The organism is Mesorhizobium sp. ZC-5 (assembly GCF_025753855.1).
Lineage (GTDB): Bacteria > Pseudomonadota > Alphaproteobacteria > Rhizobiales > Rhizobiaceae > Neomesorhizobium.
Genome location: NZ_JAOWPT010000008.1, coordinates 71,381 through 91,241 on the forward strand (window position 1 = coordinate 71,381; position 19,861 = coordinate 91,241).

The following is a 19,861-nucleotide window of genomic DNA, read 5'->3' on the forward strand; positions in this document are numbered from 1 at the left end:
ATTGGCTGTGCCACCGTTTTCGCAAAGGGCTGCCGAAGGAGGACCCGCGTTGACGCTGCCAATCTCCCCCCGTGTGGGGGAGATGTCCGGCAGGACAGAGGGGGGCAACGTAGGGCTCGGCCGTTTGTCATTGATCCTTGCCCACCCGCTTCAACACCACCTTACCCCTCGCCGACAGCCGGTATCCAACCTCGAGGCTTTCCGTCAGCCCGAGTTCCTTCAGCTTGCGCACGTCCTGCTTGAACTTCAGCTTCTCGACATCGAGCGCTGCCGCCAGTGTCGCCGCGGCAATGGCGGGGTGTTCGCTAATCAGGCGCAGGATCGCCGGAAAATAGCCGGGCGTGGATTTTTCCCAGCGCGCGAACCGCGCCTCGATGTCGCGCCATTCGCCATCGGAAGGTTCCGCCGCCTCCCGCTTCGCCGCCCGTTCGTCTGCTTCGATGCCGGTGAGTTCGATACGATACACAGGATCGCCGTTTTCCGGCCCGAGCATTTTTTGCAGCGCGGCCAGGTTTGCGAAGCCCGCGGCTAGCGCATCGATCTCGGTCAGACCGGCAGCGTCGATCGTCTCGATCGCGCCGATGCGCACGACGCCGGCCGCGGTACGCACGCGGCCGCCAGCCTTCACCGTCGGCCGTTTCCAGCGCCGGAAAGCCAGCGTGACGTCGCCACGTGCGATACCGTCGAGGGTTTCCCACCTGAACAGCATCCCGTCAAAACCTCGGAATGTCCGGGAATGGCAGCTTGCCCTGGTGGATATGCATGCGGCCGAGTTCGGCGCAGCGGCGAAGCTGTGGAAACACCTTTCCAGGATTGAGCAGGTGTTGCGGGTCGAAGGCGCACTTCACCCGCATCTGCTGGTCGAGATCGATCTCGTTGAACATTTCCGGCATCAGGTCGCGTTTCTCGACGCCGACGCCATGCTCGCCGGTGAGCACGCCGCCGACCTTGACGCAGAGCCGCAGGATATCGGAGCCGAATTCCTCCGCCTTTTCGAGTTCGCCCGGCACATTGGCGTCGTAAAGGATCAGCGGATGCAGGTTGCCGTCGCCGGCGTGGAAGACGTTGGCAACGCGCAGCCCGTACTTTTCCGACAGTTCGCGCATGCCGTGCAGGACTTTCGGCAGTTGCTTGCGCGGGATGGTGCCGTCCATGCAGTAATAATCCGGCGAGATGCGGCCGACCGCCGGAAATGCCGCCTTGCGCCCGGCCCAGAAGGCGAGCCTTTCCTGTTCGGATTGCGAAACACGGCAGGTGGTCGAGCCGTTCTGCAGTGCGATGGCCTCGACTGCGCCGATCAGGTGGTCGACCTCGTCGCCGCAGCCGTCGAGTTCGACAATCAGCAGCGCCTCGCACTCCAGCGGGTAGCCCGCGTGGACGAAATCCTCGGCCGCGTGGATTGCCGGCCGGTCCATCATTTCCATGCCGCCCGGGATAATGCCGGCGCCGATGATGTCGGCGACGCATTGGCCCGCCTCTTCGCTGGACGGAAAGCCAATCAGCAATGCCCGCGCGGTTTCCGGCCGTTGCAGGATGCGCACCGTCACCTCGGTGACGACGCCGAGCAGCCCTTCCGACCCTGTCATCACGCCGAGCAGGTCGTAGCCTTCGCTGTCCAGGTGCTTGCCGCCGAGGCGCACCACCTCGCCGTCCATCAGCACCATTTCTATGCCGAGCACGTTGTTCGCCGTCAGCCCGTATTTCAGGCAGTGCACCCCGCCGGAGTTTTCCGCGACATTGCCGCCGATCGAGCAGGCGATCTGGGAGGATGGATCAGGGGCGTAATAGAAGCCCTCCTGCTCGACGGCGGTGGTGATGCCGAGATTGGTGACGCCGGGCTGCACCACCGCGGCCCGGTTGTCGAAATCGATGTCGAGGATGCGGTTGAAGCGGCTCATCACCAGTAGCACCGCGTCTTCCAGCGGCAGTGCGCCGCCAGAGAGCGAGGTGCCGGAGCCGCGCGGCACCACCTTGATGCTGCGCTCGTTGCAATATTTCAGGATGCGCGAAACCTGCTTCACGGTTTCCGGCAGCACGACGACCAGCGGCAGTTGGCGGTATGCCGTCAGCCCGTCGCTCTCGAAAACCCGCATCGAGTTTTCCGCGTCGACGACGCCTTCACCTGGCACGATGATCTTCATGTCGGTGACGATCTCGGCACGGCGCGCAAGCGTCGCCGCATCGGGCTTGGGCATGGTCAATCCGGACATGGCGCGCCAGTTCCCTGCATCGAGTGGTAAAATTCATTTACCAGTCATGCACCTTGGCGCAAGTGCGACCTTCGGGCAAGCGCCTATTTGCCGGTTTCGTCGCTATGGGAATGGCGGATGCGGCGGACCAGCCACCAGATCGCGAGGACGACGAAGGGCACCGAAACCGCGGTGACGAGCTCGGGTTTGACCGGCTCGCCGAAGATCGCGGAGCCCTTGGCGAGATAGCCGATCAGGCCGACGACATAATAGGAGACGGCAGCCACCGACAGGCCCTCGACCGTCTGCTGCAGGCGCAGCTGCAGGCGGGCACGGTTGTTCATCGAGGCAAGCACGTCGCGGTTCTGCCGCTCCACATCGACATCGACCCAGGTGCGCAGCAAGGTTGCGGCGCGGGCGAGCTTCTCGGACAGGCTGTCCTGGCGGGCTTCGATTGAGCGGCAGGTGCGCATGGCCGGCGCGACGCGGCGCTGCAGGAAGGCGCTCCAGGTATCATAACCGGGCACGGCAGCCTCGCCCAGCGCCTCCAGGCGTTCCTCGACGATGCCGTGATAGGCGCGGCTGGCGCCGAAGCGGTAAAGGCTTGCCGCCGCGTCGGCTTCCAGCTCGGCTGCGAGGTCGGTGAGTTCTGCCAGCAATTCCTGGCTGTCGCGGTGGTCGGTGGCGCGCATCTCGCCGGTCAGCGCCGCCAGTCGGTCCTCGATGCGGCGCATGCGCGGCGACAGCGACTGCGCAAGCGGCAGACCGAGCATGGCAAGGGTGCGGTAGGTCTCGATCTCTATCAGCCGCTGCGACAGCGCGCCGGTGCGGGCCGGCGAAAGGCCGCCGTCGAGGATCAGGATGCGGGTCAGGCCATCGCCATCCTGGCGGAAATCGGTCACCGCCGCAGCCTTGCCGTTTTCGACCAGCGAATAGCAAAGGCTGGCCGCATCGAACCCGGCTATCAGCCGTTCGTTCTGCGGCGTCCATTTGCGGATCTCGAGCTTCACCCCCGAAATCACCTTGCCGGGCGGGCTGAAACCGTTGCCGAACGGCGAATCGTCGAGCGGCCTGCCGGTGCGGGCATCGGCCGGGCAATCCCAGAGATAGGTCGAGAACTCGGTGTGGCGTTCCCACGACAGCGAGCCCTTGCCCCACTTCATGGCGTGGTGGCGGGCATGCCGGTCGGGCGCGGCGATGCCCAGGCGGCGGGACAGGTCGGCAAGCGCCGCCTGGTCGACCGAGCCGCTTTCGGTCATGAATGAAAGTTGCAGCAACAGCCGTGGTGCTTCGATCAGCGGTGACGGGCGAGCATGAACCTCGCCGATCGCCGCCGGCATCGCCTCATGCGAGGGCATGCCAAGTACGGTACCCGCCTGCCGCTCGCCTTGTTCGGACCTTGCCGCCTTGTCATTCATCGCCTGGCGCTCCGCTGTCGTGGCGAAACCAATAAGCCATTCGGTTTCCTTGCGCATCGGGCAGTGTTGTCGCAGTGCAGCATAATTCATGTTGCGTTGCAATATAGATACCATTGAAGTGTTCGGACGAAATTGGATAAATAATTTGACCAGTTGCCCGGCTTGCTCCTAAGCTGACGACAATTCAGCCCCGCCGGAGGCCCGCATTGGGCGAGATCTTCTCCAGGATAGAGCATTCGCGCACCGCCGACGAAGTAGTGCAGCAGATCGAGAGCCTCATTCTCGAGGGTGTGTTGCGTGTCGGCGACCGGCTGCCGGGCGAGCGCGAACTCGCGCCGCAGTTCGAAGTGTCGCGGCCGATCCTGCGCGATGCGCTGAAGGCGCTGGAAGCGCGCGGGCTGCTGGTGTCGCGCCACGGCGGCGGCACTTTCGTCGCCGACGTCATCGGCCAGGTCTTTTCGAAACCCGTGATGGACCTCGTCGCCACGCACCCGAAAGCGGCGGCGGACTACATGGAATACCGCCGCGAGATCGAGGCGATCGCCGCCGAATATGCGGCGCGTCGCGCCACCGCGGACGATCGCGCCATGCTTGGCCAGATCGTGCGGCGCATGCAGGCGGCGCATCAGGGCGGCGACTTCGAGGAAGAAGCGGCGATCGACGTCGAGTTTCACAGCGCCATCGGCGAATGCGCCCACAACATCATCCTCCTGCACACGCTGCGCTCCTGCTACAGGCTGCTTTCCGACGGCGTCTTCCACAACCGGTTGCTGGTCTACAACCTGCCCGGCGCGCGCGACCGGCTGCTCGAACAGCATCTGGCGATCCACAAGGCGGTGACGGAGGGCGATCCGCAAGGCGCCCGCAGCGCGGCAATGGCGCATATCGACTTCGTCACGCAGGCGATGACCGAGGCCGAACGCACCGGCGACTGGCAGCGCGTGTCGCGGCTCAGGCTGAGGCAGCGCACGGCGCCATCCCGGCTCGAACCGGACAACTGACGACTTTTCAGCGCCGGCGTCATGTCCGGCAGGAATTTTGAACGACCGAGGAAATGATGAGCGCTATTCTGGAAATCAACGACCTGAAAGAACTGGCACGCCGCCGCGTGCCCAGGATGTTCTTCGACTACGCCGATTCGGGTGCGTGGACGGAGAGCACCTATCGCGCCAACGAAGCGGATTTCGCCAAGATCAAGCTGCGCCAGCGGGTGCTGGTCGACATGGACAACCGCTCGCTGGAATCCACCATGATCGGCGAAAAAGTGTCGATGCCGGTGGCGCTGGCGCCGACCGGCAGCACCGGTATGCAGCACGCCGACGGCGAGATGCTGGCCGCCCAGGCCGCCGAGGAATTCGGCGTGCCGTTCACGCTGTCGACGATGAGCATCTGCTCGATCGAGGATGTGGCGTCGGTGACCAAGAAGCCGTTCTGGTTCCAGCTTTACGTCATGCGCGACAGGGATTTCGTCCACAATCTGATCGACCGCGCCAAGGCGGCGAAATGTTCGGCGCTGGTGCTCACCCTCGACCTGCAGATGCTGGCGCAACGCCACAAGGACCTGCGCAACGGTCTGTCCGCGCCGCCGAAGATGACCCTGGCGAACATCATCGACATCGGCAGGCGTCCGCGCTGGTGGCGAGGTATCCTCGGCACCAAACGCCGCAGCTTCGGCAACATCGTCGGCCACGCCAAGGGGGTCGGCGATCTGGCCTCGCTGTCATCCTGGACCAACGAGCAGTTCGACCAGAAACTCTCCTGGGCCGACGTCGAGTGGATCAAGAAGCGCTGGGGCGGCAAGCTGATCCTGAAAGGCATTCTCGACAAGGAAGACGCGGTCAAGGCGCTCGATACCGGGGCCGACGCGATCATCGTCTCCAACCATGGCGGCCGCCAGCTCGATGGGGCGCCCTCGACGATCTCGGTGCTGCCGGAGATCGTCGAGGCGGTCGATGGCAAGGTCGAAGTTCATCTCGATGGCGGCATCCGCTCCGGCCAGGATGTGCTGAAGGCGCTGTGCCTCGGCGCCAAGGGTACCTATATCGGCCGGCCGTTCCTCTACGGCCTCGGCGCGCTCGGCAAGCCCGGTGTGACGCTGGCGCTGGAGATCATCCGCAAGGAACTCGACATGACCATGGCGCTTTGCGGCAAGCGCAATATCCAGGACGTCGGTCCGGAATTGCTGTATCGAACCGTGGTGAGAGAACCCGTGGATAGAGCGTGACAGGCTCGGGAATTCACTACCTGGACGCCAAAGGCCCGGACGGTATCCGCATCTATGCGATCGGCGACGTGCACGGCCGCCTCGACCTGCTGCAAAAAATGCACGAGACGATCGCTCGCGACCTGGCGCAGCATCCAGGACGCGACTGGCGCGTCATCCACCTTGGCGACTATGTCGACCGCGGCCCGGATTCGAAGGGTGTCGCCGACTTCCTGATTGCCGCCTGCAAGGCTGACAGCCGCATGCTGGCGATTGCCGGCAATCACGACATCGGCTTCCTCGAATTTCTCGCCCGCCCGAGTGCCGACGGCCTGTTTGCCCACAATGGCGGCAGGGAAACGGCGAGATCTTATGGCGTCGACATCGATTTCTGGACGCCGGAAACCTTGCGCGACGGCCACGCCGCGCTGCTGGACGCAGTGCCGGACAGTCACTTTGCCTTCTATCGCCGTCTGCAGCGCCACCTGGAATTCGGCGATTTCTTCTTCTGCCATGCCGGCATCAGGCCGGGTCGCCCGCTGGAGGATCAGGATCCGGACGACCTGATCTGGATACGCGGCGATTTCCTGAATTATCCCGGCCTGCACCCCAAAGTTATCGTGCACGGCCACACGCCGGAGGCGGATGTCGAGGTGATGGCGAACCGGGTCAATGTCGACACCGGCGCGTTCAGGTCCGGCCGCCTGTCGGCACTGGTCATCGACGGCGCGGAAAAGGCGATCCTGGCGGTCGCCGGATAATCAGCGGGTTAGCGCGGTGACGCCGTAGCCGTCGACGACGGCATGGCCGGTCGCTGCGTCGGCGGTATAGATCGCAACGCCCCAGGCCGTGATGGCGAAAAGCATGAAGAAGGACAGGAACGTGGCTCGCAAGGGGGTCATCTCGGTTTCGGCTTCCTGAACTTCTGGCACAAACACGGTTACGATTAGGTTTCGCTTCGAAGAAACGATGTTTGAAAGGGTTTGGTTGCAGGCCCCGAAGCGGCGCCCTTCTAGGCGCAGGTATCGCGGAAAGCCAGCGCCGTATCGCGTGCTTTCGACATCAAATCGCGGCAGTGATTTTTATGCCACGCTAACCGGGTACCTGAGCCTGGCTCCATGTCGGAAAGGCGCATTTGCACCCGGCCACCCTTCGGGAAGAATGTGGGGCGGTGCGCTTGTTTTTTGTCGCCCCGCCCCGCCTGAACCGTCCCCACGCCCAGGCTTTCCCTCGAAATCCTACATCACCACGACCTTGGTGCCGACCCCGACACGTTCGTAGAGGTCGACGACGTCCTCGTTGCGCATGCGGATGCAGCCCGAAGACACGGCGCCGCCGATCGTCCACGGCTGGTTGGTGCCGTGGATGCGATAGAGCGTCGAGCCGAGATAGAGCGCGCGTGCGCCGAGCGGATTGGCTGGGCCGCCTTCCATGTGGGCCGGAAGCACCCGGCCCTTGGCGCGTTCGCGCACGATCATTTCGGCCGGCGGCCGCCAGTCGGGCCATTCGCGCTTTTGCGTGATCTTGTGGGTGCCTGCCCATTCGAAGCCGGGCTTGCCGGTGCCAACGCCGTAACGCCGTGCCTCGCCGCCCGGCTTCACCAGGTAGAGGAAATTCTGCGTCGTATCGATGACGATCGTGCCGGCCTTCTCCTTGCCGGCATAGGCGACGTCCTGCGGCAGGTACATCGGATTGATCTGCGGATGCACTTCCCGCCTGACCGGCGCCGGGATGCCGGCGGTGCGGAAAGGCGAGGGCGGCCGCTGCCGGTAGGTGCGCCGCACCTCGCGCAGCGTCGGCTGCGCCATCACCCTTACCTGCCCTGGCTGGCCGTATTGCACCGGCTGCTGGCGGTATCGAACCTGTGGTTGCCGCTCCCGAACCTGCGGCTGGCGCTGGCGCGCCTGTTTGTTGCCGCGCAGCTGCATCACCCACGGCGCGGAAAGGTCGGGGCTCACCATCACCGGCGGCCGGTTGCCGTAACGGTCGTTGGCTGCAGTCGGGCCTGTTGCAATGGCCAGAAACGCCGCCGCACCCAGAATCAAGAACTTCGCCTTCATGGACGCACTCTCTACTTTCGTCGCCTGAACTGGCGGGAATGGTTGTCTGGCGACAGCAACTGAAAAGTGAATCGCGATGCTTAAAAGGCGGAGTTGTCGGTAAAGCTTTTCGTGTGGTTACTGCCTGGTTCAGGAATCTGGTAAAGCCATCGTGAATCGGGTGGCGCGCCCGTTAACGATCGAGGATGAGCGGCCATGAGCGACGAAAACACCGGATTGATGACAGGCGACGACGGCATGCGGCGCTGCGCGTGGCATGGCGGCGACGAGCTTTACCGGCGCTATCACGACAAGGAATGGGGACGCCCGGTTTCCGACGACCGCCGCCTGTTCGAGAAAATCTGCCTCGAGGGTTTCCAGTCGGGCCTGTCCTGGTTCACCATTCTCAAGAAGCGCGAGAATTTCCGCGCGGCCTTCGACGGCTTCGACTTCGACAAGGTGGCGAAATACACCGACAGGGATGTCGAGCGGCTGCTCGGCGATGCCGGCATCATCCGCCATCGCGGCAAGATCGTCTCGACCATCAACAATGCGAAACGGGCGCGGGAGATGATCGCCGAGTTCGGCTCGCTCGCCGCCTGGTTCTGGAAGTTCGAGCCGAAGCCGGCGGACCGTCCCGCCCGCATCGACCGCGCCACGATCATGGCCAATCCGACGACGCCGGTTTCGACGCAAATTTCGAAGGAACTGAAGAAGCGCGGCTGGAGCTTCGTCGGCCCGACCACGGTCTATGCCTTCATGCAGGCGATGGGCATGGTCAACGACCATCTCGAAGGCTGCTTCTGCCGTCCGGAGGTCGAGGCGGATCGGGGAACGTTCAAGCGACCGGTCTAGTCCCGCTGCCGGATGCTGAAAGGCTCGGCTCAGCCGGCCATCGCCGGCAGGGCGAGACCGACGAGAACGACGACGATAATCGCCAGCACGGGATACATGACGAGCAGCCCGGTCATCAGCGCGCCGCCGACCACGTTGTCGGCGGTCTTCGTCTTTTCGGCGCTGAACGGTCCGGGCGCCGGCAGGTTGCGGTTGCCCGGGCCGTGGGTGACGGTGGTGCGCAGCGCCGTGGCGTCTGCGTAGTCTGTGGCGGTGGCGCGGACATGGGTGCGCATGATTCTGGCTTTCGGCGTCGTGGAGGCGGGCTTCTCGCCGGATTCGGTATCCGGCCGATGTCGCGCGGCGAAACGAATGTTTCAGCACGATTGAAAAACCATTGCTTGTCGACGGATTTCCGGCGGCTTTGCGGCAAAAGCAAGGATTTTTGCTTAAGAGTCAAAAGGTTAACGAGATGTTGCTTGCGAGCCGCCTCAGGAGCCCGTCATTCTCGACATGCTTCGCTCATTCGGCGCTCACGCGGCCGGGAACTACGAAAGCAGGACGTGGCAACGGAGAAACTCCGTACTCTACGGCGCCCCCCTCTGGCCTGCCGGCCATCTCCCCCACGGGTGGGGAGATTGGCTGTCATCAACGGCGGTGCTCTTCCTTCAGCGTTTGAGATTGGGCGAAGCCGGCGACGCGACTGATCTCCCCACCTGTGGGGGAGATGGCCGGCAGGCCAGAGGGGGGCGCCGTAGAGTACGAGCGGTGAAAGGAGCATCCTTTGGCTGAAGCCGTCCAACACCACACCCTGACAAACCCGCGACCCTTGCCGGTACGGGCACCATCGTTTAGAGACCCGCCTGTCGGTTTTGACGACCGACAATGGCATGCATCCAGCAAGAAACGGCAAAACACGACATGGCCGACAGAACCGAAAAAATGAAGGCGCGCCAGCCGCGCGGCTTTGTCGACCGCTCGGCCGAAGACATCCGCGCGATGGAGAAGATGACGGCGACGATCCGCGAGGTCTTCGAACTCTACGGCTTCGAGCCCGTCGACCAGCCGCTGATCGAATACACCGACGCGCTGGGCAAATTCCTGCCCGACCAGGACCGCCCCAACGAGGGCGTGTTTTCCTTCCAGGATGACGACGAGCAATGGCTGTCGCTGCGCTACGACCTGACCGCGCCGACGGCGCGCTACGTGGCGGAAAACTTCGAGCGCCTGCCGAAACCCTATCGCAGCTACCGCTCCGGCTGGGTGTTCCGCAACGAGAAGCCCGGCCCCGGCCGCTTCCGCCAGTTCATGCAGTTCGACGCCGACACCATCGGCACGCCGGGCGTCGCCGCCGACGCCGAGATGGCGATGATGATGGCCGACGTGATGGAGGCGCTCGGCATCAAGCGCGGCGACTACATTATCCGCGTCAACAACCGCAAGGTGCTGGACGGTGTGCTGGAGGCCATCGGACTTGGCGGGCCTGAGAACGCCGGTCGCCGGCTGACTGTGCTCAGGGCCATCGACAAGCTGGACAAATTCGGGCCGGAAGGGGTGCGCTTGCTTCTCGGCCCTGGCCGCTGGGACGGCGGCAAGGAAGGCGAGGGAGATTTTACGAAGGGTGCGGGGCTGGATGACGAGCAGATTTCCACCGTGCTTGACATTGTTGGTGAAGAGCGGCTGCACAGCATGTTCATTGAACATCTCGGCGATCGACCGGTGGACGACGAACTGGATTCTCCAAACTATGGTTCGCGAGCCAAGGTGCTGAATTCGCTCGTTCTGGACGAATGGAGCGAGGTTCTCGAAACGACAGAGATTGGTAGGCAAGGCCTCCAGGAATTGAGAGAGATTGCAACGCTTCTCTCGGCTTCCGGTTACGGCACCAAGCGCGTTAGAATCAGCCCCTCCGTCGTGCGCGGCCTCGAATATTACACCGGCCCGGTTTTCGAGGCCGAACTGCTCGCGGAAATACCCAACGAAGAGGGAAAGATCGTGCGTTTCGGTTCGGTCGGCGGCGGCGGCCGTTACGACGGGCTGGTGTCGCGCTTCCGCAGCGAGCCGGTGCCGGCGACGGGTTTTTCCATCGGCGTCTCGCGCCTGATGACGGCGCTGAAGAATCTCGGCAAGCTCGATACCTCGGACGTGATCGCGCCGGTCGTCGTGCTGGTCATGGATCGAGACACCGAAAGCCTCGGCCGCTACCAGAAGATGGTCGCCGACCTGCGCGCCGCAAAAATCCGCGCCGAAATGTATCTCGGCGGCGCCGGCATGAAGGCGCAGATGAAATATGCCGACCGCCGCGGCAGCCCCATCGCGGTCATCCAGGGCGGCGACGAGCGGGCGAAGAGCGAAGTCCAGATCAAGGACCTGATCGAGGGCGCGCGGCTGGCGCAAGGCATCGCCGGCCACGAGGAATACAAGGAAAGCCGCCCCGGCCAGGTCACCGTGCCGGAAGGCGACCTGGTCGCCGAGGTGCAGAAGATACTTGCTGCTCAGGCAAAGGACCGGGCGCGGTGATGCCGGGCGCGGCGCTTTCCCTCCCCCTTGAGGGGAGGGTGGCCGCGAAGCGGCCGGGTGGGGTTGCTGCGGCAGCGCTCGATGTTCCTTTGCGTCGCGCGCTGCCTTTGCCAACCCCCTCTGGCTGCTGCGCAGCCATCTCCCCCTCGAGGGGGGAGAAAGCATCCCGCCCATGACTTCCCGCTACCCGTCCTTCGCCCCCGACATCCTGGCACTGTTCGCCGAACGCAGCGCCGATCCGGTCGACGTGCCGGTGATCCAGCCGGCCGACCCGTTCCTCGACATGGCGGGTGAAGACCTGCGCCGCCGCATTTTCCTGACTGAAAGCGAGACGGGTGCTGTGCTCTGCCTGCGCCCGGAATTCACCATCCCGGTCTGCCTCGACCACATCCAGTCGCAATCCGGCACGCCGCGCCGCTATTCCTATCTCGGCGAGGTTTTCCGCCAGCGCCGCGAGGGCGGCAACGAGTTTTTCCAGGCCGGCATCGAGGATCTGGGCGACACCGACATCGCGGCAGCCGACGCGCGATCGATCGCCGACGCGTTTGCGCTGCTGCAAAAGACGCTGCCCGGTTTTTCGCTGTCGGTCACGCTCGGCGATCAGTCGATCTTCGAGGCTGTCCTTGCAGCACTCGGCCTGCCGCGCGGCTGGCAGAAGCGGCTTGCCCGCGCCTTCGGTTCGCACGAGGCGCTGACTGCAGCTCTCGCCGATCTCGCCAATCCGGCCAGCATCGCGGCACTCGATGACGACGTCGCCGCGCTGGTGATGGCGGGCGACGAAGCGCCGCTTGCCGCGCACATTTCAGGCGCGATGGAGGCTGCCGGCCTGTCGCCGACCGCCGGCCGCGCGCCGGAAGAAATCGCCCGGCGGCTGCTGCAGAAGACCGAGCTGCGCAGCGTGCGGCTGGCCGACACCGCGCTCGACGCGCTGAAGCGCTTTCTCGCCATCCGCGTGCCGCTCGACGGCGCGCATGCCGCGCTGGAGAGTTTCGCCAGGGGCGCCGGCCTGTCTCTGTCTGCCGCCCTGTCGCGGTTTGCCGCGCGCGCCGAAAGGATCGCCGCCAACGGTATCCCCATGGACGCGATCCACTATGACGCTGCGTTCGGCCGACCGCTCGATTATTACACCGGCCTCGTCTTTGAGATCACCGCCGAGGGCAGCGAGCGGGTGCTGGTCGGCGGCGGCCGCTATGACCGCCTGCTGACGCTGCTCGGCGCGGAAAAACCGATTCCCGGCGTCGGCTTCTCCGTCTGGCTCGACCGCATCGGCGAATTGCGGGAGGGCGGGCAATGACCATCACTCTTGCGCTTCCCTCGAAAGGCCGGCTGAAGGAACAGGCGCTGGAGATATTTTCGCGTGCCGGCCTGCCGGTCAGCCTGCCCGGCGACGACCGCAAATACCGCGCCCGCATGGAAGGCCGTGCCGGCATCGAGGTGGCGTTCCTGTCAGCCTCCGAAATCGCCAACGAGATCGGCCAGGGCAGCGTCGATCTGGGCGTCACCGGCGAGGATCTGCTCAAGGAGAATCTCGCCGACTGGGGAGCCCGCACGGAGATCCTCGCGCGGCTCGGCTTCGGCCGCGCCGATGTCGTGGTTGCGGTGCCGGATGTCTGGCTCGATGTCGACACCATGGCCGATCTCGACGACGTTGCCGCCGATTTCCGCCAGCGCCATGGCCGCCGGTTGCGGATCGCCACCAAATACTGGCGGCTCACCCAGCAGTTCTTCTCGCAGAAGCACGGCATCCAGGTCTACCGCATCGTCGAAAGTCTCGGTGCTACCGAAGGTGCGCCGGCAGCGGGCTCGGCCGATGTCATCGTCGATATCACCACCACCGGCTCGACGTTGCGCGCCAATCATCTGAAGGTTCTCGACGACGGCGTCATCCTGAAGTCGCAAGCCTGCCTGGTTTCGTCGCTGCGCCGTCGCGATCCTGGTGACGAGGCATTGTTGGACGAGATTGCCGCTCTTGTCGGCACGGCGGTGTCTTCGGCCTGAAGCCTGTACTTTGGAGGGATTTTCGCTCCCGAGTGCCACTGGTAGTTTGTCCACGGCGGGCAAGGCGCATGATAGGCTGCCGGTCGGCCAGCGATACGCTCTGGGAGGAAGCCGTGGCGATCAATCAGTCCGTTGAAGGCGCAAGCAACCAGCGCGGCCATGGCAACACGTTCGTCGCGCCGCGGGACGGCCTGTCGCATGTCTCCGGCGAGCGTTCGGTTCCGCTCCTGAACAAGACGATCCCGCAACTGTTTGCCGAAACGGCATCGCAGTACCGGGACCGCGACGCGGCGGTGTTCGTCGAACAGGAGAAGCGGTTTTCCTGGCGCGAGTTGGCCGAGGCCGTCGATGCGCTCGCGGCGGCGCTGCTGAAGTTCGGCTTCGAAAAAGGCGACCGCGTCGGCATCTGGTCGCCGAACCGCTGGGAGTGGCTGGTCACCCAGTTTGCCACGGCGCGGATCGGCATCGTGCTGGTCAACATCAACCCAGCCTACCGGCTTTCCGAACTCGACTATGCCTTGAACAAGGTCGGCTGCAAGGGACTGGTGACCGCAGCGAAATTCAAGACGTCCGATTACATCGACATGCTGAATACGCTGGCTCCGGAACTTGCGGACTGCGCGCCTGGCAAGCTTTCGTCATCCAAATTCCCGCATCTCAAGACGATCATCCGCATGGGCGCTGACAAGACGCCCGGCATGTTCAATTTCGATGATGTGCTGGCGATGGGCGGGGCCGAAGAGCGGCAGCGGCTGGACACCATAACCGCAGGCCTGCGGCCGGACGATGCCGTCAACATCCAGTTCACCAGCGGCACCACGGGGGCACCGAAAGGCGCGACGCTGACGCATTCCAACATCGTCAACAATGCCGACCTCGTCACCGCCGCGATCAGGCTCACCGCGCAGGACCGCCTCTGCATTCCGGTGCCGCTCTATCACTGTTTCGGCATGTCGATGGGCACGATGGGCTGCGTGTCGAAGGGCGCGGTCATGGTGTTTCCCGGCGAGGGCTTCGATCCTGGCGCGACGTTGCGCGCGGTGCAGAACGAGCGCTGCACCGGCCTCTACGGCGTGCCGACGATGTTCGTCGCCCTGCTCGACCGTCCCGACTTCAAAGCTTTCGACCTGTCGAGCCTGCGCACCGGCATCATGGCGGGTTCGCCGTGTCCGATCGAGGTGATGAAGAAGGTCGTTTCGCTCATGCACATGGAACAGGTGACGATCGCCTACGGGATGACGGAAACGAGCCCTGTTTCCTTCCAGAGCCATGTGGATGATCCACTCGAAAAACGCGTGTCGACGGTCGGCCGCATCCATCCGCATGTCGAGGTGAAGGTCGTCGACGCGGAAGGCAACACCGTGCCGGTCGGCGAGCGCGGCGAACTTTGCACACGCGGCTATTCGGTGATGAAGGGTTATTGGGAGGACGAGGAAAAAACTGCCGAGGCGATCGATGCCGAAGGCTGGATGCATACCGGCGATCTCGGCGTCATCGACGCGGAAGGCTATTGCAACATCGTCGGCCGGGTGAAGGACATGGTTATCCGGGGCGGCGAAAACGTCTATCCGCGCGAGGTCGAGGAATTTCTCTACCGGCATCCGAAGGTCAAGGAGGTTCAGGTCTTCGGGGTGCCGGACCAGAAATACGGCGAGGAGCTGTGCGCCTGGATCGTGACGCTGCCCGGCGAGCAGGCGAGCGAGGAAGAGATAAAGGCGTTCTGCCAGGGCCAGATCGCCCACTACAAGGTGCCGCGCTATGTCCGCTTCAAGGACCAGCTTCCGATGACCGTCACCGGCAAGCCGCAGAAATTCATCATGCGCGACCAGATGGTCGACGAACTCGGCCTGGTTGTCGCCAACACCGCATAACGCCGTCAGCCGCGCCGTGCGTCTAGCGACAGGCTGCCCGCTCCGTGAATGGCGAGGACAAGGAAGCCGCCGGCTATCGCCAGGTCCTTCATGAAGGCCTGCGAATGCATCGTGACCAACACGACGTCCTCGCCGCCCTGGCCGTAATGTCCGAGATAGCCCGCCACGATCGAAAACGCCGCCAGAAGATACGCGGCCATGCGGGTCTGGAAGCCGACCAGGATGCAAAGCCCGGCGACCGTCTCGAAAATGGCATTGAGCCACGCAACGGCAGTCGGCGCCGGGATGTTCAGGCTGCCGAAATATCCGGCAGTGCCGGCGATATCGGTGAACTTTCCGAACCCTGCGAGGATGAACAGGACCGCAAGCAGGATGCGGCCGACCAGGACGATGACAGCGCTGGACATGGCTCTCTCCTTTCCGGGGACCTCAGCATGCAAGCGCAATCGCCGGTTGTCACTCCGCATCACGCGTTCTCTCGCAGATACCACTCAAACGAAAACGGCCCGGAAATCTTCCGGGCCGTTTCCAGATATGAAAGGTGGAAGGTGTCAGCCGCGCTTGGCGTCGATCGACAGTGCGCCGGCGCCGACGGCGGCAAGGACGAGGAAGCCGCCGGTGATGCAGAGGTTCTTCTGCAGCAGCAGCACCTGCATCTGGTCGGCGAAGTTGAGATGCGCGACCGCGGTTGCAGCAAGCGTGAATACGGCAAGCACGAGCGCCGCAATGCGGGTCTGGAAGCCGACCAGAACGGCAAGGCCGCCGAGCAGTTCGACGAGGCCGACAACGACCGCGGTGACATTCGGGAGCGGCAGGCCGAGGCTGCCGAAATAACCGGCGGTGCCGCCGATCGCCGTCAGCTTGCCGAAGCCGGCGAGGATGAACATGATGGACAAGAGGATGCGTCCGAGAAGGATGAGGACGCTGCCGGAGCCGGAATCTGTACCGGTGGTTGAGGAACTGATCGACATTTTGTGCTCTCCTGGGAAGTCGGTCGGATGTGAAGTTTCTCGTGACCGCGGAATAGAGGCTTTCGTCTGTTCACAGAAGCCGTATTCTTTTCGACAGTTCGTTCACAATTAGTTTCATTTTCCACGATTTATCCCGGATGCGTCATGTCCTCCGGGCGCACGATGCGGTCGTAGTCGGCTTCCGTGACCAGACCGGTCTTCAACGCTTCCTCTTTCAGCGTCGTGCCGTTCTTGTGCGCCGTCTTGGCGATCTTGGCCGCGTTGTCGTAGCCGATGGTCGGGGCAAGTGCGGTGACCAGCATCAGCGAGCGGTCGAGCGCCGCCTTGATGTTGTCCTCCCGCGCCTCGATGCCGACGACGCAATTGTCGGTGAACGAGACGGCGGCATCGGAGAGCAACTGCACCGACTGCAGGAAATTGTAGGCCATCAGCGGGTTGTAGACGTTGAGTTCGAAATGGCCCTGGCTGCCGGCGAAGGTCAGTGCGGCGTTGTTGCCGAACACCTGCACGCAAACCTGGGTGAGCGCCTCGCACTGGGTCGGGTTGACCTTGCCGGGCATGATTGAGGAGCCGGGCTCGTTTTCGGGAAGGTTCAGTTCACCGAGACCGGAGCGCGGGCCGGAGCCGAGGAAACGGATGTCGTTGGCGATCTTGAACAGTGCGACTGCCGCGGCGTTGATCGCGCCGTGCGAGAACACCATGGAATCGTGCGCGGCGAGCGCCTCGAACTTGTTCGGCGCCGTGGTGAAGGCAAGGCCGGTGATCGCCGCGATGCGGCCGGCGACCTTTTCAGCGAAGCCGACCGGAGCATTGAGGCCGGTGCCGACGGCGGTGCCGCCCTGCGCCAGTTCCATCAGCCCGGGCAGCGTCAGGTCGATGCGCTTGACCGACGAGGCGACCTGCGCCGCATAGCCGGAAAACTCCTGGCCGAGCGTCAGCGGCGTGGCGTCCTGGGTGTGGGTGCGGCCGATCTTGATGATGTGATCGAAAGCTTTGGCCTTGGCATCGAGGGCGGCGTGAAGATGCTTCAGCGCGGGCAGCAGGTCGTGCACGATGCGCTCGGCGCAGGCGATGTGCATGGCCGTCGGATAGGTGTCGTTCGACGACTGGCTCATGTTGACGTGATCGTTCGGATGCACCGGATTCTTCGAGCCCATGACGCCGCCGAGCGTTTCAATGGCGCGGTTCGAAATCACCTCGTTGGCGTTCATGTTGGACTGCGTGCCGGAACCGGTCTGCCAGACGACAAGCGGGAAATGGTCGTTGAGCTTGCCGTCGATGACCTCCTGCGCGGCATCGACGATGGCCTTGCCGAGCGCCGGGTCGAGGCGCTTGAGCTCCATGTTGGCTTCCGCCGCCGCACGCTTGACGATGCCGAGAGCGCGGACGACCGACTGCGGCTGCTTTTCCCAACCTATCTTGAAGTTGCCGAGCGAACGCTGCGCCTGCGCGCCCCAGTAGCGGTCGTCCGCCACCTCGATCGGGCCGAACGTGTCGGTTTCGGTTCTGGTCTTCTGCGCGCTCAAGGGTTCTCTCCGGTTCCGAATGTCGGCAAGGGCGTATCGCGTTGCATACTGGGCTTCAAGCAGAGATTGCGGGCAGCCCGGGTGCAAATCGGTTGAAAGAAACCCGGCCCAAGCCTCTCCGTTGCCACGCTCCGGTTTTTGCCGGCCTGGCCATTGGGAGGCTGTGGTGCCTCCCGTGTAAAAGTGTGGGGGAGGCGGTGCACGTCTGCCGGACGGACCGACAGCGCTGTTTTCAGTAACGATGCCCGAAAGACGCGCACCGCCGGCGTTGCTGCCCCGCCCGGCTCGCCCTGTGCCAGAGGGCCGTAGGCTCACCGTACGTCGAGGGCCGGAACCTTGGAGGCATTACCGCCCCCAGCCTCGCACCCGGAGCGAGGCCAGTCCCGACGCCGCTGTTCTCCCTGGTCAACCCGGTGGCCACCCAGACCCCCACAGAGAACAACACGGTCATTATGCGGGAGGCGGCGAAGGGTGTGGACAGACGAATTTCGCAGAAATCGTACAAGCCATTGAAATTGTTCGAAAGAATCTTCGGTGGAGAAGGAAGAGGGCTGGAATCAGGGTGATTCTGTCCACACCCTTGCGGGCAGCTTTCTCATGGGTGATTGCCGAAGCACCCCACCCGGCGGCCGACCTCCCCTCAAGGGGGAGGTGAAGACCGCACGGATCATACCGGCAGCAACGATCTCGATGTCGGGGTCAGCCTGAGCGTTTCGGCCGGCCTGGTTTCGAGTTTTCCGGCGCCAGCGGCAAAAGCCTGCCATTCCGGCGAGGCGGCGAGGCGCGCCGTGGATGCGGCATGCTCCCCGACAGTGTCGAAGGTCCTCAGCGCGACGAAGACATTTTCGTCCGCACGAACCGGCAGGCGGGGAAACGTGTTTTCGGCGTGTTCGCTGACGAAGGCAGCAATAAGCCGGCCGGCGGCCGGAGGCATGGCTTCGCGCCGATGTAGCGCGGCGAATTCCTGCTCTTTCCCGGGCAGGATGTGGTGGATGGCAGCGACAAGAATGCGCTCGGACGTGCAGTCCGCTGCGTTGGGGGACGGCCGGCGCGCACCAGCCAGGTCGAAACCCGCTTCCGGCCATGCCGGCTTGAGCAGCAGAACGTCGTCGGAATCGATCATCGTCGCATTGGCCGTGTCCTTGTGCTTCGCCCACACAGGACCGTCGTAGAAGGCTTCGAGCGATTGCCGTCGCGCTTCCATGCCGTCGAAACCGCGCATCCAGACGAAATAGTCGGGCCGGTCGAGATCGCGGAACTGGCCGATGACCTTCATGCCGGTTTCTTCCAGGCTCTCGACGAGATGGTGGTCGAAAATGTCGATCAGCGTGTCGCGCCTGCCGGGATGCAGCGTGTACTGGCGCAATTCCACGACAGACGAAAATCGTTCGCTCACTGCGTCGGTATCGCGCGCCTGATGATGTCCTGTCATTACCCTCTCCAAAACAAACCGGTTACCCTGTTTTATTAACAGACCGGTTGTCCGGTTTTGTCAATGTGGTATTTGATATCGAGAATTTGCCCTTTCATGTGGGGAACGTGACCTGCGTGCGGTACCTGGGGATGGCTGGCCGTCAAGCTGCCCCGCCTTCACTTCGTTCAGGCGCCTTCTCCACAAGGGAAGGGAGGGAGCCACAAATGCCGAAAGCCCAAAAAAACCGCACCAACAATCCGGAAGGCATGCGGCGGAAGATTCTGGATGTCGCCGAGGCGGCCTTCCAGGAGAAGGGCTACCATGCGACCAGCCTCGGCGACCTGATGAAGGCGGCGGGCGTGACCGGCGGCGCATTGCACCATCATTTCCCCACCAAGAAGGCGATCGCGCTCGCGGTGATCGAGGAGCGGGTCGCAGCGGCGGTGGAAGAGACCTGGATACGCCCGGTGGCGGCGGCGATCTCGGCCCGCGACAGCGTGCGCAACGTGTTTGTGGCGGTCGCCGACGAACTCGATGCCCAGGGCTTCGTGCGCGGCTGCCCGCTCAACAACCTCGCGCACGAACTGTCGCTCGCCGATCCGGAGTTGCGCGCGGCGATGGACGGGATCTTCGCCAAATGGCGGGATGTAATCTCGGAAAAAGCCCGCAGAGACCGGGAGCGCGGGATCGAGGGCGCGGCCGCCGATCCGGAACAGTTCGCGGCACTTGCCGTAGCGACCTATTCCGGCGCCATGTCGATGGCCAAGACCGCCCAGGATGCGGGGGTGTTACGGGTGTGTGGGGAGGGGTTTCTCGGGGGCGGCGGTCGGTGAGTTGGGAGCGTCGCGTACGGGGTTGCATGCCCTCTGCCATGGATA

Annotated in this window: 19 protein-coding genes; 9 read left to right on the forward strand and 10 right to left on the reverse strand. The window is 63.9% G+C overall.

The features are described from left to right. Window positions 1-127 precede the first annotated feature (127 nt). From OHD58_RS20220 to OHD58_RS20230, 3 genes are all read right to left on the reverse strand, one after another. The gene (locus OHD58_RS20220; RefSeq protein WP_263805187.1) at window positions 128-709 is read right to left on the reverse strand and encodes an ASCH domain-containing protein; all 582 of its coding nucleotides are present in this window, start codon (window positions 707-709) and stop codon (window positions 128-130) included. Window positions 710-713: 4 nt separating this feature from the next. Continuing rightward, window positions 714-2,210: an FAD-linked oxidase C-terminal domain-containing protein gene (locus tag OHD58_RS20225; protein WP_263805188.1), complete on the reverse strand. Its 1,497-nt coding sequence runs from the start codon at window positions 2,208-2,210 to the stop codon at window positions 714-716. Window positions 2,211-2,293: 83 nt separating this feature from the next. Continuing rightward, on the reverse strand, window positions 2,294-3,607 hold the full coding sequence (locus OHD58_RS20230; protein WP_263805366.1) for a DUF3422 family protein: 1,314 nt from the start codon (window positions 3,605-3,607) through the stop codon (window positions 2,294-2,296). A 206-nt stretch (window positions 3,608-3,813) separates the two neighbouring features. Between OHD58_RS20230 and OHD58_RS20235 the strand changes: the two genes are divergently transcribed. Genes OHD58_RS20235 through OHD58_RS20245 form a run of 3 tightly spaced genes read left to right on the forward strand, consistent with a single transcriptional unit; the run spans window position 3,814 to window position 6,571 of the window. Next, window positions 3,814-4,608 (forward strand): FCD domain-containing protein, encoded by a 795-nt coding sequence (locus OHD58_RS20235; protein ID WP_263805189.1) that lies wholly within the window; start codon window positions 3,814-3,816, stop codon window positions 4,606-4,608. Window positions 4,609-4,664: 56 nt separating this feature from the next. Further along, entirely contained in the window at window positions 4,665-5,831 is a 1,167-nt protein-coding gene (locus OHD58_RS20240; protein ID WP_263805190.1) for an alpha-hydroxy acid oxidase, read from the forward strand. Next, window positions 5,828-6,571: a metallophosphoesterase gene (locus tag OHD58_RS20245; protein ID WP_263805191.1), complete on the forward strand. Its 744-nt coding sequence runs from the start codon at window positions 5,828-5,830 to the stop codon at window positions 6,569-6,571. The genes OHD58_RS20240 and OHD58_RS20245 overlap by 4 nt, the downstream gene beginning before the upstream one ends. On the opposite strand, the gene OHD58_RS20250 is transcribed toward OHD58_RS20245, so the two are convergent. Then, complete coding sequence (locus OHD58_RS20250; protein ID WP_263805193.1) at window positions 6,572-6,712, reverse strand: hypothetical protein; 141 nt, start codon at window positions 6,710-6,712, stop codon at window positions 6,572-6,574. A gap of 336 nt (window positions 6,713-7,048) precedes the next feature. Continuing rightward, window positions 7,049-7,870 carry a L,D-transpeptidase gene (locus OHD58_RS20255; RefSeq protein WP_263805194.1) on the reverse strand — a complete coding sequence of 274 codons (822 nt, stop codon included), beginning with the start codon at window positions 7,868-7,870 and terminating at the stop codon, window positions 7,049-7,051. A 195-nt stretch (window positions 7,871-8,065) separates the two neighbouring features. Between OHD58_RS20255 and OHD58_RS20260 the strand changes: the two genes are divergently transcribed. Continuing rightward, window positions 8,066-8,704: a DNA-3-methyladenine glycosylase I gene (locus OHD58_RS20260; RefSeq protein ID WP_263805195.1), complete on the forward strand. Its 639-nt coding sequence runs from the start codon at window positions 8,066-8,068 to the stop codon at window positions 8,702-8,704. A 29-nt stretch (window positions 8,705-8,733) separates the two neighbouring features. Here the strand turns inward: OHD58_RS20260 and OHD58_RS20265 are convergent, their stop codons facing one another. Continuing rightward, window positions 8,734-8,979 carry a hypothetical protein gene (locus OHD58_RS20265; protein WP_263805197.1) on the reverse strand — a complete coding sequence of 82 codons (246 nt, stop codon included), beginning with the start codon at window positions 8,977-8,979 and terminating at the stop codon, window positions 8,734-8,736. A 625-nt stretch (window positions 8,980-9,604) separates the two neighbouring features. Between OHD58_RS20265 and hisS the strand changes: the two genes are divergently transcribed. The 4 genes from hisS to OHD58_RS20285 all read left to right on the forward strand — a co-directional run bounded on the left by hisS (window position 9,605) and on the right by OHD58_RS20285 (window position 15,072). Further along, window positions 9,605-11,203: a histidine--tRNA ligase gene (hisS, locus tag OHD58_RS20270; protein WP_263805198.1), complete on the forward strand. Its 1,599-nt coding sequence runs from the start codon at window positions 9,605-9,607 to the stop codon at window positions 11,201-11,203. A 172-nt stretch (window positions 11,204-11,375) separates the two neighbouring features. Next, the gene (locus OHD58_RS20275) at window positions 11,376-12,497 is read left to right on the forward strand and encodes an ATP phosphoribosyltransferase regulatory subunit (protein WP_263805199.1); all 1,122 of its coding nucleotides are present in this window, start codon (window positions 11,376-11,378) and stop codon (window positions 12,495-12,497) included. After that, complete coding sequence (hisG, locus tag OHD58_RS20280) at window positions 12,494-13,201, forward strand: ATP phosphoribosyltransferase (RefSeq protein ID WP_263805200.1); 708 nt, start codon at window positions 12,494-12,496, stop codon at window positions 13,199-13,201. The genes OHD58_RS20275 and hisG overlap by 4 nt, the downstream gene beginning before the upstream one ends. Window positions 13,202-13,314: 113 nt before the next feature. Continuing rightward, on the forward strand, window positions 13,315-15,072 hold the full coding sequence (locus tag OHD58_RS20285) for an AMP-binding protein (RefSeq protein WP_263805201.1): 1,758 nt from the start codon (window positions 13,315-13,317) through the stop codon (window positions 15,070-15,072). A gap of 5 nt (window positions 15,073-15,077) precedes the next feature. On the opposite strand, the gene OHD58_RS20290 is transcribed toward OHD58_RS20285, so the two are convergent. The 4 genes from OHD58_RS20290 to OHD58_RS20305 form a co-directional block, all read right to left on the reverse strand. Further along, the gene (locus tag OHD58_RS20290) at window positions 15,078-15,479 is read right to left on the reverse strand and encodes a DoxX family protein (RefSeq protein ID WP_412177256.1); all 402 of its coding nucleotides are present in this window, start codon (window positions 15,477-15,479) and stop codon (window positions 15,078-15,080) included. 144 nt (window positions 15,480-15,623) lie between these two features. Then, window positions 15,624-16,043 (reverse strand): DoxX family protein, encoded by a 420-nt coding sequence (locus tag OHD58_RS20295; RefSeq protein ID WP_263805203.1) that lies wholly within the window; start codon window positions 16,041-16,043, stop codon window positions 15,624-15,626. A gap of 128 nt (window positions 16,044-16,171) precedes the next feature. Further along, window positions 16,172-17,569: a class II fumarate hydratase gene (gene fumC / locus OHD58_RS20300; protein ID WP_263805204.1), complete on the reverse strand. Its 1,398-nt coding sequence runs from the start codon at window positions 17,567-17,569 to the stop codon at window positions 16,172-16,174. 667 nt (window positions 17,570-18,236) lie between these two features. After that, window positions 18,237-19,001 carry an NIPSNAP family protein gene (locus tag OHD58_RS20305; RefSeq protein WP_263805205.1) on the reverse strand — a complete coding sequence of 255 codons (765 nt, stop codon included), beginning with the start codon at window positions 18,999-19,001 and terminating at the stop codon, window positions 18,237-18,239. Window positions 19,002-19,207: 206 nt separating this feature from the next. Between OHD58_RS20305 and OHD58_RS20310 the strand changes: the two genes are divergently transcribed. Continuing rightward, window positions 19,208-19,816: a TetR/AcrR family transcriptional regulator gene (locus tag OHD58_RS20310; RefSeq protein ID WP_263805207.1), complete on the forward strand. Its 609-nt coding sequence runs from the start codon at window positions 19,208-19,210 to the stop codon at window positions 19,814-19,816. The last annotated feature ends 45 nt before the right edge of the window (window positions 19,817-19,861 follow it).

What these genes read in the sequence shown, in the direction of transcription:
- OHD58_RS20230 (WP_263805366.1), bottom strand. Translation starts at nt 3,607, where the DNA reads ATGAATGACAAGGCGGCAAGGTCCGAACAAGGCGAGCGGCAGGCGGGT.
- OHD58_RS20250 (WP_263805193.1), bottom strand. Translation starts at nt 6,712, where the DNA reads ATGACCCCCTTGCGAGCCACGTTCCTGTCCTTCTTCATGCTTTTCGCC.
- OHD58_RS20305 (WP_263805205.1), bottom strand. Translation starts at nt 19,001, where the DNA reads ATGACAGGACATCATCAGGCGCGCGATACCGACGCAGTGAGCGAACGA.
- OHD58_RS20275 (WP_263805199.1), top strand. Translation starts at nt 11,376, where the DNA reads ATGACTTCCCGCTACCCGTCCTTCGCCCCCGACATCCTGGCACTGTTC.
- hisG (WP_263805200.1), top strand. Translation starts at nt 12,494, where the DNA reads ATGACCATCACTCTTGCGCTTCCCTCGAAAGGCCGGCTGAAGGAACAG.
- OHD58_RS20310 (WP_263805207.1), top strand. Translation starts at nt 19,208, where the DNA reads ATGCCGAAAGCCCAAAAAAACCGCACCAACAATCCGGAAGGCATGCGG.
- OHD58_RS20220 (WP_263805187.1), bottom strand. Translation starts at nt 709, where the DNA reads ATGCTGTTCAGGTGGGAAACCCTCGACGGTATCGCACGTGGCGACGTC.
- OHD58_RS20225 (WP_263805188.1), bottom strand. Translation starts at nt 2,210, where the DNA reads ATGTCCGGATTGACCATGCCCAAGCCCGATGCGGCGACGCTTGCGCGC.
- hisS (WP_263805198.1), top strand. Translation starts at nt 9,605, where the DNA reads ATGGCCGACAGAACCGAAAAAATGAAGGCGCGCCAGCCGCGCGGCTTT.
- OHD58_RS20265 (WP_263805197.1), bottom strand. Translation starts at nt 8,979, where the DNA reads ATGCGCACCCATGTCCGCGCCACCGCCACAGACTACGCAGACGCCACG.
- OHD58_RS20295 (WP_263805203.1), bottom strand. Translation starts at nt 16,043, where the DNA reads ATGTCGATCAGTTCCTCAACCACCGGTACAGATTCCGGCTCCGGCAGC.
- OHD58_RS20240 (WP_263805190.1), top strand. Translation starts at nt 4,665, where the DNA reads ATGAGCGCTATTCTGGAAATCAACGACCTGAAAGAACTGGCACGCCGC.
- OHD58_RS20260 (WP_263805195.1), top strand. Translation starts at nt 8,066, where the DNA reads ATGAGCGACGAAAACACCGGATTGATGACAGGCGACGACGGCATGCGG.
- OHD58_RS20290 (WP_412177256.1), bottom strand. Translation starts at nt 15,479, where the DNA reads ATGTCCAGCGCTGTCATCGTCCTGGTCGGCCGCATCCTGCTTGCGGTC.
- OHD58_RS20255 (WP_263805194.1), bottom strand. Translation starts at nt 7,870, where the DNA reads ATGAAGGCGAAGTTCTTGATTCTGGGTGCGGCGGCGTTTCTGGCCATT.